This is a genomic window from Actinoplanes sp. NPDC026623, assembly GCF_040638275.1.
Lineage (GTDB): Bacteria > Actinomycetota > Actinomycetes > Mycobacteriales > Micromonosporaceae > Actinoplanes.
On sequence record NZ_JBEZXZ010000070.1, the window covers coordinates 26627 to 40187 of the forward strand.

13 protein-coding genes are annotated in these 13561 nt (G+C 72.3%); 6 read left to right on the plus strand and 7 right to left on the minus strand.

The annotated features are described in order from the left end of the window. Positions 1-1144: FG-GAP-like repeat-containing protein (locus AB0F10_RS21500; protein WP_360627634.1), on the minus strand; the 1144-nt coding region annotated here is incomplete at its 3' end. A 92-nt stretch (positions 1145-1236) separates the two neighbouring features. Beyond that, positions 1237-1497 (minus strand): hypothetical protein, encoded by a 261-nt coding sequence (locus AB0F10_RS21505; RefSeq protein WP_360627637.1) that lies wholly within the window; start codon positions 1495-1497, stop codon positions 1237-1239. A gap of 363 nt (positions 1498-1860) precedes the next feature. Here AB0F10_RS21505 and AB0F10_RS21510 point away from each other — a divergent pair, with 363 nt between their 5' ends. From AB0F10_RS21510 to AB0F10_RS21530, 5 genes are all read left to right on the plus strand, one after another. Further along, a complete protein-coding gene (locus AB0F10_RS21510) occupies positions 1861-2832 on the plus strand; it encodes a LuxR C-terminal-related transcriptional regulator (RefSeq protein WP_360627640.1) in 972 nt (323 codons plus the stop codon). A 34-nt stretch (positions 2833-2866) separates the two neighbouring features. Next, positions 2867-3304 (plus strand): GNAT family N-acetyltransferase, encoded by a 438-nt coding sequence (locus tag AB0F10_RS21515; RefSeq protein WP_360627643.1) that lies wholly within the window; start codon positions 2867-2869, stop codon positions 3302-3304. A gap of 192 nt (positions 3305-3496) precedes the next feature. After that, entirely contained in the window at positions 3497-3886 is a 390-nt protein-coding gene (locus AB0F10_RS21520) for a VOC family protein (RefSeq protein ID WP_360627646.1), read from the plus strand. A gap of 100 nt (positions 3887-3986) precedes the next feature. Beyond that, a complete protein-coding gene (locus AB0F10_RS21525) occupies positions 3987-4478 on the plus strand; it encodes a hypothetical protein (RefSeq protein WP_360627649.1) in 492 nt (163 codons plus the stop codon). 50 nt (positions 4479-4528) lie between these two features. Beyond that, entirely contained in the window at positions 4529-5557 is a 1029-nt protein-coding gene (locus AB0F10_RS21530; RefSeq protein WP_360627652.1) for an aldo/keto reductase family protein, read from the plus strand. Positions 5558-5588: 31 nt separating this feature from the next. On the opposite strand, the gene AB0F10_RS21535 is transcribed toward AB0F10_RS21530, so the two are convergent. The 5 genes from AB0F10_RS21535 to AB0F10_RS21555 form a co-directional block, all read right to left on the minus strand. Beyond that, positions 5589-8735 (minus strand): hypothetical protein, encoded by a 3147-nt coding sequence (locus AB0F10_RS21535; RefSeq protein ID WP_360627655.1) that lies wholly within the window; start codon positions 8733-8735, stop codon positions 5589-5591. Between the two features lie 27 nt (positions 8736-8762). Next, positions 8763-10532: an NAD-binding protein gene (locus AB0F10_RS21540; RefSeq protein WP_360627658.1), complete on the minus strand. Its 1770-nt coding sequence runs from the start codon at positions 10530-10532 to the stop codon at positions 8763-8765. Beyond that, on the minus strand, positions 10529-10915 hold the full coding sequence (locus AB0F10_RS21545; RefSeq protein ID WP_360627661.1) for a DUF6394 family protein: 387 nt from the start codon (positions 10913-10915) through the stop codon (positions 10529-10531). The genes AB0F10_RS21540 and AB0F10_RS21545 overlap by 4 nt, the downstream gene beginning before the upstream one ends. A 98-nt stretch (positions 10916-11013) precedes the next feature. After that, entirely contained in the window at positions 11014-12165 is a 1152-nt protein-coding gene (locus AB0F10_RS21550; RefSeq protein ID WP_360627664.1) for an acyl-CoA dehydrogenase family protein, read from the minus strand. Between the two features lies 1 nt (position 12166). Then, entirely contained in the window at positions 12167-12829 is a 663-nt protein-coding gene (locus AB0F10_RS21555) for a TetR/AcrR family transcriptional regulator (protein ID WP_360627667.1), read from the minus strand. 112 nt (positions 12830-12941) lie between these two features. Between AB0F10_RS21555 and AB0F10_RS21560 the strand changes: the two genes are divergently transcribed. Further along, positions 12942-13561: SRPBCC family protein (locus tag AB0F10_RS21560; protein WP_360627670.1), on the plus strand; the 620-nt coding region annotated here is incomplete at its 3' end.

The window sequence follows — 13561 nt, forward strand, 5'->3', positions numbered from 1 at the left end:
CGCCGGTGACATCGGCGGCCATGATCTTGGAGAAGTTGCCCCAGCCGCTACCGATCTGACGCGACGACGCGGAGCTGTACGGCGTGCCGTTGTCCCGCACGATGTTGTTGGAGTAAAGCCACATCGTTCCGTCGGCCTTCACACCGACCAGGTCCGTGAAGCCGTCGCCGGTGACATCGGCGGGAATGATCTGCACGTAGTTGTTCCACCCGGAGCCGACCTGCCGGGAGGCGGTGTACGCGTCGCCCTCGTCCCGCACGATGTTGTTGGAGTAGAGCCACATCGTTCCGTCGGCCTTCACGCCGAGCAGATCCCGGAAGCCGTCGCCGGTGACATCGGCCGGAATGACCTTGGCGAAGTTGTCCCAGCCGTTACCGATCTGACGCGACGACGCGGAGCTGTACGGCGTGCCGTTGTCCCGCACGATGTTGTTCGAGTACAGCATCATCGTGCCGTCGGTCTTGATGGCCACCATGTCGTGGAATCCGTCGCCGGTGACGTCCGCGGTCCACGGCTCCGGCTCCGGCTCGGGCGCCGGCTCGGAGGCGTTGACGCCGAGCGGCGTGGTGAAACCCGTGATGGCAGAGTTTTCCGCGTACCTGTAGTAGGTGTGCTTGGACACCCGGTCGCTGCTGTTGCCCTCGATGGTGACGAGGTTGCTGCCCGACACGGAGGTCACGATGCCGACGTGGTCGATGTTGGCATCGGAGTCGTGGTTGAAGACGACCGCGTCACCCTTCTTCGGTACGTAACTGCCGCGTGCATGCCAGGTGTCGTTGTTCTTGCCGTACGTCCTGAAGGATTCGGCCATGCCGGTAACCTCGCCCATCTTGCTGGTCACGCCCCCCTCCCGCCAGGTGTACTTGGCGAAGGCGGCGCACCAGGCGTAGGCGCCGCCGCCACCGCCCCAGCCGGACTTGCCGCCGCAGGCCGGCCAGCTGAACATCTCGCCGCCGTAGTAGCTGCAGTTCGTGCCGATCTCGTAGTTCCGGCTGCTGTCGTTCAGTTCCCGCTTGGCGATCGCGGCGATGTCGGTGCCCGCCGGGGCGGCGAGGGCGGCGACGGGCGCCAGAGTCGACCCGAGGGCGATACCCGTGATCCCGGCCGCGGCGACCAGCATGCTGCGAATCTTCGACGTGTTCACAAGAGCTCCATTCATCGTGGAAAGACGTTCTAAGGCGTGGTTGGCCGGCCGCCTGATTCAGGACAGGCGGCTGGTGGCGGAATGGATCGAAATCAGATGACGTGCCAATTGCGGAGTGCCGCGGTGGCGTGAATTGTCTTTTCGACGAGGCCGCGCAGGCGGTCGGCCGCCGCCGCTGCGTCATCTCCGTCGAGGAAGGCCACAATGTCGATGCCGTGCGGACCGTGGCGGGCCCGAACGTGTTCTATCCCATCCTCCGGCGCCGCGTTCGTGTAGACGAGGTCCCGCATCTCCGTCGGCTCCATGGGGCCGGCGGATGCGAGCGGCGCGATGCGGACAAGTGCCGCAACCATCACTCCACCCTGACCGAAACCGTCCGGCCCCAACCGAATCCCTCGGCGAATGACGGCCCGCACAGCGTGGTCGCGGCAATTCCAGCAGCGGAGAAAGCAGTTCCAGCAGCGGAGAAAACAGACATGGCGGCACCGTCCTCAAAGGAAGTGGTAATGACTGGTGATTGTTGTTTCCGGCGGCTTTCGCTGCGCTGCACAAAGCATCGGTGATCCGCCGGGCGATGTCATCAAGATCGGCTTGGCGTAAGACCGCCGGGCGGGATGACGCCACCGGCCGCCGCCGAGGCCGCGGGACCTACCCCCACAAGGTGTCCACCGTGCGACACAATGATCAACGTCAGTTGTACGGACGGGGGAGAGCTGATGTTCGAAGTGTTAGGGCTGTCCGGGCCACAGGAGCTCGTCTATCGGGCCATGCTGCAGCAGCCGGACCTGAACGTCGCGGGCCTGGCCGAGCACCTGGGACAGTCCGGTGATCAGGTGCGCCAGGCGCTGGACACCCTGGCCGACCTCGCGCTGATTCAGCTCGACGCCGGCGCCGGGCAGGCCCGGGCGGTGCGGCCGCAGGCCGGGTTGTCGGCACTGCTGGCCAAGGTCGAGTCGGACATCGCGATCCGGCAACGGCAGGTGGAGGCGACCAGGGCCGCCATCGCCGCCGTCGCCGGCGCACACGACGATCAACAGCGCGCCGGCGAGGGCCAGGTCCTGGAGGGCATGGACGCCGTACGGGAACGCCTGACCGAACTCGCCGACACGGCCAGCACCGAGTGCCTGTCCTTCAGCACCGGCGGCGCACAGAGCCCGGACACCTTGAAGGCGGAGGCGCCGCTCAACCAGCTCGCGCTGCAGCGAGGTGTCGAGATCCGCAACGTCTACCTGGAGAGCTTCCGGAACGACCCGGCCACGCTGGCACACGCACGGTCGATGGCGGACCTGGGCGGTCAGTCGCGTACCACTCCCACGCTGCCGATGCGGCTGGTCATCATCGATCGCACGACGGCGCTGGTACCGATCGAACCGGACGACCCGCGTCGCGGCGCGCTGGAGGTGCGCAGTTCCGGGGTCATCGCCGGCCTGCTCGCGCTCTTCGAGATGATCTGGCGCATCGCCACGCCGTTCGGCACCCAGGCGGCGGTCAACGAGCACGGCCTCGCCCCGCAGGAGCGCGAGCTGATCCGGCTGCTGGCCGCCGGTCACACCGACGAGGCCGCCGCCCGCAAGCTCGCGATCTCGCTGCGCAGCGTCCAGCGCATGATGACCTCGCTGACCGAGCGGCTGAACACGGCAAGCCGCTTCCAGGCCGGCGTGCACGCCACCCGCCGCGGCTGGGTCTGATCCCGGGCCGCCCGTCAGGGGTAGCTTGCTGCTCATGCGAATCCGCAGTGTCCATGATGGGGACGAGGCACGGCTCGCGGTCCTGCTCGGCCAGCTCGGTTATCCGTCAACCGAGCAGGACGTCGGCCGCCGCCTGGAGTACTGGCTGAACGACCCGCAGAGCGCCCTGCTCGCCGCCGCCGACGATGACGACCGGCTGATCGGCGTCGCGGCCCTGCACGTCACTCCGATTCTCGAGGTCACCGGGAGGTTCGGCCGGCTCGTCGCCCTGGTCGTCGACGAGACGGCCCGCGGTCGCGGCGTGGGCCGCGCGCTGGTGGCGGCGATCGAGGGCCGCGCACGCGCCGCCGGCTGCCTGTTCATGGAGGTCACCAGCGGCGGGCACCGCCACGCCGCGCACCTCTTCTACGAGGGCCTCGGCTACCGGGACACCCGGGACCGCTCCCGCCGTTTCCTGCGCCCGCTCACCTAGGGCGCATTGCTGCGCTGACCCGAACTCCGGGCTGATCCAGACAGGTCACGGCACGGAGCTTCAGGAGAGCCGAGGGTCACCGGCATGGGTGACGGTGGAGGCGGGCCGGCGGGGTTCCCCGATACCGTGATTGCGCACCGTTCGTGAGGCGTGACGGGGTCGCTGGACCTCCCGTTCAGAAAGCTGGCTGCCATGACCCTTGCCGCCGTTCCGGTCACCATGATCCTGCCCGTGGCCCGGCCCGATGTCGCCAGGACCTTCTACAGCGACGTGCTCGGATTGTCCTATCGGGGCACGGCGGCGGACGGCAAGCTGCTGTTCGACGTCGGTGCCGGTGCGACGCTGGCCCTGATGGAGAAGCCGGCCGGCGCCCAGGCCGAGCACACGGCGATCAGCTTCGAGGTCTCCGACATCGGCGCGTCGATCAAAGACCTGAAGAGCCGGGGCGCGGTGTTCGCCGACTACGATCTGCCCGGGCTCAAGACCACCGAACACGTCTGCGTGCTGGGCGCGGAGAAGGCGGCCTGGTTCGCGGACCCCGACGGCAACATCCTCTGCCTGCACGAGGTGGTCACCGGCTGACGCCGATTCGGCGTGCGTGGCGGCCATGGTCAACAATGCCGCCATGGGTCATTGGATCAGGAGCTGGCTGCGGGCATGGCGATCTGAACGTGTGACGCTGGTGTCGCCGCTGCCCGTGGAGGCGGCCCGGGCGCGGTTGATCGAGGGCAGCAGCACCGGCATGGAGGCCTTCCTCGACTTCAGCGTCGCGGACGGATACCGGGTCATCGGCAACGTGGACACGCACTGGATCTCGCTGGTGGCCGCCACGATGGGAGTCCGGAACTCGTGGCGGCCGTGGCTGCGGGGCACCCTCGAGCCGGACGGTACCGGCTCCCGGCTCGCCGGCACCCTCGGCTGGGCACCGTTGGTCAAGGTGTTCAGCGCGTTGTGGTTCACCGGCGTGGCCCTCGCCTTCCTGACCCTCGCGGGCCGGGCCGCTACCCTGACCTGGAGCGGCGACGTCACCGGCGCGGACCTTCTCCTCTGTCTTCCTCCGCTGGGCATGATGCTGGTCTTCGCCGGATTGATCACGTGGACGACACACAGCGGCCGTCGTGACGAGGCCTATCTGCGAGCATGGCTGGCGGAGCGGCTACAGATCGGCGGGTAAGGACTCGCGGGGACAGCGCTCATTACGTCGGGGTGCTAGCGTCGTCCAGCGTGGAGCATCGTCAGCTCGGCCGGACCGGCCTGCGCATCAGTGAGATCACCTATGGAAACTGGCTGACCCACGGCGAACTGGTGGCCGAGGAGGCCGCCGTCGCGTGCGTCCGGGCGGCGCTGGACGCCGGCATCACGACCTTCGACACCGCCGACGTGTACGCACAGGGCGCCGCCGAGGAGCTCCTGGGCAGGGCGCTGCGCGGCGTGCGCCGCGAATCGGTGGAGATCGCCACCAAGGTCTGCCTGCCGACGGGGAGCGGGGCGAACGATCGCGGCCTGTCCCGCAAACACATCATGGAGTCCTGCCGGGCCTCGTTGCGGCGGCTGGGCACCGACTACGTGGATCTCTACCAGGCGCACCGGTTCGACGATCGGACCCCGCTCGAGGAGACCCTCATCGCGTTCGACGACCTGGTCCGCCAGGGCAAGGTGCTGTACCTGGGCGTTTCGGAGTGGACGGCCGACCAGATCCGGGCGGCGCTCGATCTTGCCGATCGGCTCGGGCTGCGCGGCCGGATCGTGTCCAATCAGCCGCAGTACAACATGCTCTGGCGGGTGATCGAGCCCCAGGTGCTGCCGCTGTGCCGGCGGGAGGGCATCGGGCAGCTGGTCTTCCAGCCCCTCGCACAGGGCGTGCTGACCGGGAAGTATCGCCCGGGTGAGGCGCCTCCGGCGGGCTCGCGGGCGACCGGCGCGGGCCGGGCGCCCCGGTTCATCGGCCGGGTGCTCGGCGATCGCCTGCTGGAACGGGTGCAGCAACTGCGCCCGCTCGCGGACGACGCCGGTGTCTCCATGGCACAGCTCGCGATCGCGTGGACGCTGCAGAACGACGGTGTCAGTTCGGCGATCATCGGCGCGTCCCGGCCGGAGCAGGTGTCGGAGAACGCGGCCGCGGCCGGGATCCGGCTGGACCCGGCCGTGCTGGCCCGGATCGACGAGCTGCTGGGCGATCTGGTCGACCGGGATCCCGCCAAGACGGCCCAGATGATGATGGTCAAGCCCGGCTGGGCCCGGCCGGCCGCATGACGGGCGGCCCCCGGTTCCGGCGCGGCCGGGGTCAGCCGGCCATGTCCAGCCGGTAGGACGCGTCCGCCACCTCCGCGTGCGGGTGGCGGCGCAGGTGGTGCAGCGCCTCCTGGCACGGCTCGCTCCAGCGTTGCGACCTGCCGGCGGCGGAGACCAGGGCCAGCGCGAACAGCCCGCCGGCCAGGTCGCCGCGGTCCGCCAGCCGCCGGGCCGTGGCCAGGCCGGCCTCGATCCGGTCGGCCCGCATGCCGCAGTCGGCGAGTTGCCCGGCGAGGCGCACGGCGAGGGCCGGGCGGGCGGCGACGAGGTCGGCCACCTCGGTGAGCCGCGCCAGGTCCCCGTACGCCAGCCCGATGAGCAGTTCGGCCCCGTCGCCGAGGAACTCCGGGTGGGACGCCAGCTTGCGGGCCGCATCGCGTACGGGCTCACGGTCGCCCGGTCCCTGCCATTGCGACGCGTCGCCCACGATCCGGGTCACGCAGCGGCGTGCCGGGCGGTCGAGGCTCGGGGTGCCCGGCCCCGGGTCCTGCCGGTCGAGGGCCACGAGCCGGTCGAAGACGGGTTGCAGAGCGCTGGGACCGGGGCTCTTCGGGAGGCTCAGCAGGGCTTCGACAAGCGACCGCAGGGCGGGCTGCGGCCAGTAGGTGCCCGGGCCGGTGAAGCCCGGGTCGGCGAGGGCCGCGACGATCAGGTCGGCGGCGCCGGGCGCCCAGCGGGCCCACGTCCGGAGCCGGCAGAACGCGTCCTGCGAGATCTGCCGGTCCGGGCTCGCGCAGGCCGTGACGACGAGCGCCGCGAAGCGGCGGCGGTCGGGCTCGCTCAGCTCCTGCGCGGAGGCGCCGAGCAGGGCCAGGACCTCCGCGCGGTGCCCGGAGCCCGCGGCCGCGGTGAGGAGCTCCCAGGCGATCGGTGACGGAGGCGCTCCCTGCACGGCGGTGATGATGACGGCTCGCACGTCCGGGTGGGTGCCGGATGCGTGCCACACCTCGGCGAGCAGGGCCTGCGACTCCGGCGGCCCGTACCTGGCGAGAATTCGGACGGCGGCCTTGCGGCTGGTCACCCCGATCGGGGACGACGGCGGCGCGAGCAGGACGCCGCGCAGCAGCGCGAGCAGGGCGGGTGCGCTCACGAACCGGGCCGCGCGGTCGGCGGCCGGCAGCGCGGCCCGGGCACGGTCCCCGCCCGCGTAGCCGAGCAGCACCGGGAGCGCCTCGTCTGGCCGGTCGGTCCAGGGCAGCGCGGCCAGCGCGGCCTCGGCGACGGGTACCTCGGGCGAGTCGAGGAAGCCGGCGAGCAGCTCGCGGCCGGCGACCGGTACCCGGGCCAGGTTCTTCAGGGCCGCCGTGCGGGAACGCTGCTCCAGGCCGGTGTCGGCGGCCACCCGGGCCAGGGTCTCGGCGTAGGCGCGCTGCTGCCGGGGCGTCCACCGCCGGACGTACGTGGGCGGCCCGGCCAGGGCGGGGTCGAGCAGATCGGTGCTGTAGCCGGACACCTCACGCCACACCGGTGCGAGGCGCGCCGCCGCCGGGTCCGCGCGCAGCAGCTCGGCGGCCCGCGCGGCACGCGTGCGGGGGTCGTCGAGCCACAGCTCCACGGCCTGCTTCCGGACGTCGGCCGGTGCCGCGGGAGCCGCCGCGCGGTGCAGCAGTTCCTGCAGCTCGGGCAGGTTGCGCGCCCGGGCCTCCAGCAGGCGGGCAAGCCTGAACAACTCGTCGGGGTCGGCCGTGATCCGCCTGCGCAGCGCCGCGGTGACGAGGTGCTCCTGACCGCGGCGCAGTGGGGTGTCGAGGTCCCACGGGATCGGCAGCCGGGCGATCATGCCCAGCGCCCACCGGGCCAGTTCGCCGTCGCCGTCGCCACCGGCCAGGGCCGCGTAGGCCAGCTCGACCAGCGCGTCCTGGTTGCGGGGCGAGACGTCCCGGGCCTCGATCTCGGCGTCGGTGATCGCCGTCAGCGCGGCCGCCGCCCCGGGGACCAGGTGCGGAACCAGGGTGCGCAGCTCCTCGAGCATCGGCAGCCGCACCGCCGCGCGCTCGTTGCGCAGCCGCAGCAGCCGCCGCAGCACCTCCGGCAGCGCGGCGGGCTCGCGCCGGGCGACCCCGACCATCCACCGGTACGCCTCCCCGCGGGTGTGCGTGAAAGGGTCGCCCGCGGCCTTGTCGAGCATCGGCAGCGCCTCGGCGGCCGGCAGGTACCGGCTCCACCGCCGGGTGGCGCTCTCGTCGGCCGCGATCTCCGGCAGCGCCAGCACGCGGCGCACCTCGCGCAGCCGGATCTGCTCCGGCAGCAGCTCGACCCGGCCTTCCCACGGAACCTCCTGCGGCGTCGCGGCGAAGACCTCGGCACGCCGGCCCGGCGGCAGCAGCCCCAGAAATTCGGCGCTGAGCCCGTCCAGGGCGACCAGGTCGTCGACGCCGAGCGTGCGGAGATGCCGCAGCAGCCGGGTGCTCCCGTACCGGTAGGCGTCTCCCGCGCCCTGGGCTGTCACGAGTGCCGCCACCCGGGCCGGGAACCGGGCGGCGACCGGCGTCAGGTCGATCTCGGGCAGGGGGTGGTTGGCGTGGCGCTCCAGCAGCTCGAGCACCCGCACCGGCTCGGCGCGGGCACACGCTCCGACGGGGGTCAGGAACGGCGACCAGACCGGCCTTTCCCCGGCCGGCAGGCCGTCGCTCGCCCAATCCAGGATGACGGCGCTGTGCCGCCGGGCCAGGATCTTCCACGAGACGACCGAGCGCGCCAGCTCCGGGAGCAGCCGCGCGACGGTCTCCGCGTGGCAGGCCGGGAGCGCATCCACCGCCGCACGGTCGCCGTAGCGGTCGCGGACCAGGTCGATCACCGCGTCGCCGGAGCCGGGCTGCCCGCGCAGGAGACGCAGGATCAGGCGGCGCAGCACGGGCGGGGCGTCGACGAGCTGCTCCCCGCCCGTCGTCCAGCCGAGCCGCAGGGCCTGGCGCACCGCTTCCGCGCGTACCGAAGGGTCCGGGTCTTTCAGGGCCCGGACCACGACCGGGCGCGCGCCGAACGCGGCGGCCGCGGTGACCGCCAGGTGCCGCTCGTAGGGTCCGCCGGCCGCGAGCTCGGCGATCCCCTTCCCGGGGTCGTCCCGCTCGCGCAGCAGCCGCAGCAGGGCGGGGATCCGCTTCGGGTACGGCAGCGGGTCGAGCTCGTCGGACAACACGTGCGCATTGTGCCGCACCGGTCGCGGCTAGCTTCGCGGGTTGCTGAGCTGGGTGCGGGTCAGCCGCCGCCACAACCAGCTGGCCGGCACCTGCCGGCCGGTGAGCACATACTCGCTGAGGTGCTCGATGTGCAGGGTCTCCAGCAGCGCGCGGTGATCGCGCGGCTCCCCCGCGAACAGCAGCCGGTCGCCGGCCGCGAGCCGGAAGTCGTCGCCCGGCCCCAGGGTGGCCTCGTCGTCGCGCAGGATCAGCAGCGGCACCACGTCGAGGCGGCGCTCCCGGTCCTCGCGGGCGCGCAGCAACTCGCCGAGCGTCACCTCGCCGCCGCCCAGCCACGGCACGAGGGCCGGCGCCCCCTGCGCGTCGAGCGTCGTGGTCCACAGCGCCTGGAGGTGCCGGCCGCAGTGCCGGCGCAGGCGCAGGATCATGCGCTGGGCCCACTCGTCGCCGAGCTCCGGCATCTCCAGCAGGAAGCGCCACAGCAGCGGCGTGCTCAGCTGCGCGTAGATCCTGCGCGCCACCAGATCGGCGGGCACCAGCAGCGAATCCACCCGCATGGCGGCGAACAGCGGCGCGGTCTCCGGCCGGTTCTGCCGGGACACCACGAACAGGTCCGGGCTGATCCGGCGTGCGGCGGCGACCAGCGAGAGGTTGGTGGTGTCGTTGTCGGTGCCGGCCACGAAACCGACGGCGTGCTCCAGGTCGGCGCTGGTCATCACGCCCGGCTCCGAGCCGTCGCCGACCACGATCGACGGCTCGGGCTTCGCGGCGGTCGCCATGTCCACCACGGTCACCTCGATGCCCTCGGCGTGCAGGTCCTCGATCAGCTCCCGGCCGAACCGGCCGTAGCCGCACAGCACCCAGCGGCCGGCCCCCGGCGGCGTGCCCCGCGGCGGCAGCTCGGCGCCCGGCCCGCTCTCCAGCCAGGACATCAACTGGTACGACGCCGGGGCGCGCAGCGCGATCCGCAGGTGATCGCCGTAGCGGTCGAACGGGTTCACGACCGTGGGCGAGCCGAACGCGGTCATCCGGTGCTCGATCGACGGCGCCACCGTGCGGGCGTACACCGGCAGCTCCGGGCGCAGCAGCGCGGCGGCCATGGTGACCGCCAGGTTCACCTCGTCGTCGTCGGTGAGCGCGAGCACCCCCTCGCAGTACGGGTGGCCGAGCCCGGCCTGCTCCAGCGTCTGCGGGTTGCCGGCGTCGCCGGCCAGCCCCGGCACGTCCGCGTGGTAGGCGTCGATGTCCAGCGCGTCGACCCGCTCGCTGTTCGTGTCGATGACCACGAACCGGCGGCCGAGCAGGTCGAACGAGCGGCCGAGCAGCTGGCCGGTCTGGCCGTACCCGGCGATCAGCAGGAACGGCTCGCGGAGCCGGGCCACCGTGCGGATGAACCGCTGCAGCGCGAGCGCCTGACGGAACGCCCGGTCCTGCAACAGGGTCAGCAGCGAGCCAATCGCGTACGCCCAGCCGATGACGGTCAGGTAGATGCTCGCGACGACCCACATCCGCTGCCCGTCGGTGAACGCGTGCGGGATCTCGCCGTACCCGATCGTGGTGGCGGTGTAGCTCATGAAGTAGAACGCGTCGAAGACGCTCAGGTGGGTGACCCGGCCATCGGCGTCCTGCCCCGGCACCAGGGTCAGCCCGAGCACGCTGACCGAGAAGATGACGATCAGCACGATCAGCGGCGCCCGCATGCGGCGCAGGACCAGGAAGACGGTCGGCGGTCCCTGCCCGGCGGTGGCGGTCCGGATCCACCGCCGCGCCTCGCGGGGCCCGGTCCGCGCCGTCATCGCCGCTGGAACGAGACGGTCTCGGTGACCAGCAGCACCACCGAGACCACGTTGGCCACGAGGGCCCCGCCGGAGAGCGAGACGACGCTGGCGGTCGAGGCCGGGTCGAGGCCGGCCGCGGAGACCTGCGTGGCGTACACCCAGGCGATCGTGGCGGCGATGAGCTGGAGGTCGGCCACCAGGCTGGTGGCCAGGTGCACGGCGCCGATCTGGGTACGGTCGCCGAACTTCAGCACGGTGGCGATCAGGTTCACCACGACGGCGGCGAAGAGTTCGTACTCGTTGTGCAGCGCCGGGTTGTCGATGTCACCGATGAAGAAGCCGAAGTTCAGGGTCGCCGCCAACAGGACGAAGAACCCGAAGACCACCTTTTCCATGCTCATGCGCTCTCCCGCCGGTCGACGAGTCCACGCTAACGCCCCGCATCAGCCCCCGCAGTCGGTGTCACCGATCTTGGTACCCGCTGGGCGGTCGTCGCGCCTCAGTGGTCGTACCCGAAGATCTTCGCGGCCAGGTCTGTCATCACCTCGCTGGCGCCGCCGCCGATGCCGAGGATGCGGGTGTCGCGGTAGTGCCGCTCCACCTCCGTCTCGCGCATGTAGCCCATCCCGCCGTGCAACTGCACCGCCTCGTCGACCACGTACTTGCAGGCCTCCACCGCGGCGTTCTTCGCCAGGCAGGCCTCGCCGGGCACCGGCTCGCCCGCCGCGTGCCGGGCCGCCACCAGCCGGGTGTAGGTGCGGGCCAGCTCGATGCGCTGTCTCATCTGGACGAGCTTGTGGCGCACCACCTGCCGGGCGATCAGCGGCTTGCCGAATGTCTCGCGGGCGCGGGTCTGCTCGAGGGTGAGGTCCAGGCACCGCTGCGCCACCGAGTAGGCGTGCACCGCCGCGATGATCCGCTCGGGCACGAACACCTGGGCGATCAGCATGAACCCGCCGTTCTCGGCGCCGACCAGGTTGCGCGCCGGCACCCGGCAGTCGGTGAACGACAACTCGGCGGTGTCCGAGCAGAGCCAGCCCATCTTGTTCAGCTTGCGGGACACCGCGAAGCCGGGCGTGTCCCGCTCGATGACGAGCAGGCTGATGCCGGACGCGCCGGGACCGCCGGTGCGCACCGCGGTGGTGACGAAGTCGGCGCGGGTGCCCGAGGTGATGAACATCTTGGCGCCGTTGACGACGTAGTCGTCGCCGTCGCGGACCGCGGTGGTGCGCAGGGCGGCGACGTCCGACCCGGCGTCCGGCTCGGTGACGCCGAGCGAGCACACCACCTCGCCGGCCAGGGCGGGCCGGACGAACCGGTCGATCAGCTCGGCGTCGCCGGCCGCGATGATGTGCGGCAGGGCGATGCCGTGGGTGAACAGCGCGGCGTGGCAGCCGGACGATCCGCCCGCCTCCAGGAAGGCCTCGGTGGTGACGACCGTGTCGACGGTGTCGCCGCCGTCGCCGCCGTGCTCCTCGGCGAAGCCGACGCCGTACAGCCCGGCCTTGGCGGCGCGGCGGTGCAGGTCGCGCGGGATCTCGCCGGCCCGCTCCCAGTCGTCGAGGTGCGGCGCGATCTCGCGGCGCACGAACTGCGCGGTCGCCTGGCGCAGCGCCTTGCGCTCGGTCGTCTCGAAGAGCCCGTCGTCCATGTCAGATCTCCTTTGAGCCGCGTTCGACCAGGGTGTCCGGGTCGCGCCGGCCGAGCAGGATGGCGCCGGCGCGTTTCCAGCGCCGGATGAGCACCTCGCGGTGTGCCAGGTCGCCGCTGACGATGCCGGTCATGGCGAGGCCGGTCAGCACCTCGAAGCTGAGCTGCACCACGGTCGTGAGCCGCGGGTCGCCGGGGCCGGGCCCCGCGAGCAGGTGCCGGGCGCGCTCGTGCAGCACGCCGAACATCTCCTTCTCCACCGGCATCAGCGCCGCGCGCAGGCCGGCGTCGGTGCGGGCGGCGGTCCACAGCTCGAGCGCGGCCCAGAACAGCGGCGAGGAGAAGTGCCGCCACATGATGTCGATCAGCGCGTCGAACTGGTCGGTGCCGGCGGGCGCTGCGGTCCGGACGGTGGTGATCTCGGCGGCCAGCACGTCCAGCCGCCGCCGGGAGAGGTGCTGCACGGCCGCGACGAGGAGGTCCACCTTGGTCGGGAAGTGGTGCAGCAGCGTGCCGCGGGGCACGTCGGCCAGGGCCAGGACCTCCGCGGTGGTGGTCTCCGCGTAGCCGCGCTCGACCAGGGACTGCACCGTGGCGTCCAGGATCTTCGACCGGGTCGTCTCGCGGCGCTGCGCCTGGGTTCGCCGACTCGGTTCCGCTGCCACGACACTTACCGTACGCCTTGACGGTTAGTTGGGTCCAGAACGGCTCTCCGCCGGGGTTGCCGTGACCCAGTTCACTAACATACCGTCACGCCAGACTGTTAGGGAGGCGTCGATGCCTGCGCCGCACCCGTTCGCGCGGCTCCGTGCCGGCCTCGCCGTGGGCCGGGCGGTGGCCGGCACCACGCTGCGCCGGTTGATCCGCCGGCCACCGGCGCCCGGCCTCCCGCCTCCCGTCGAGCAGCCGCGCGTCTTCGCACACCCCTTCGTCGCGTCGGCCGGGGTCGCCGCGGAACCGGACCGGGTCTTCGCGGTCCTCGCCGACCCCGCCCGGATGGGCGACTGGCTGGTGGCGCACTCCGGCTGGCCGGCGCCGCCGCCCGCCGAACTCGTCACCGGCGCGCGCTTCCGGCAGGGCGTCAAGCTGATGGGCGTGCCCAGCGAGGTGCGCTGGACGGTCACCGGCGCCGAGCCGCCGCGCACGATCTGGCTCGACGGCACCGGCCCGATGGGCATCGCCGTCGGCCTCTACCTGTCCGTCGCGCCCGCCGCGGGCGGCGCGCTGGTGCGCTGCGACGGCGGCGTCGAGGGCGGCACGGCGGACGGCCCGCTGGGCGCGATGCTGGCCCGCAACCTCGCCGAGGCCGTGCAGAGGTCCCTGCAGCGGCTCGCCGCCGTGATCGCCGGGCGGCCGGCGGCGGGCACCCGCCCCGCCCCGGCGGCCGCCGTCGCGCC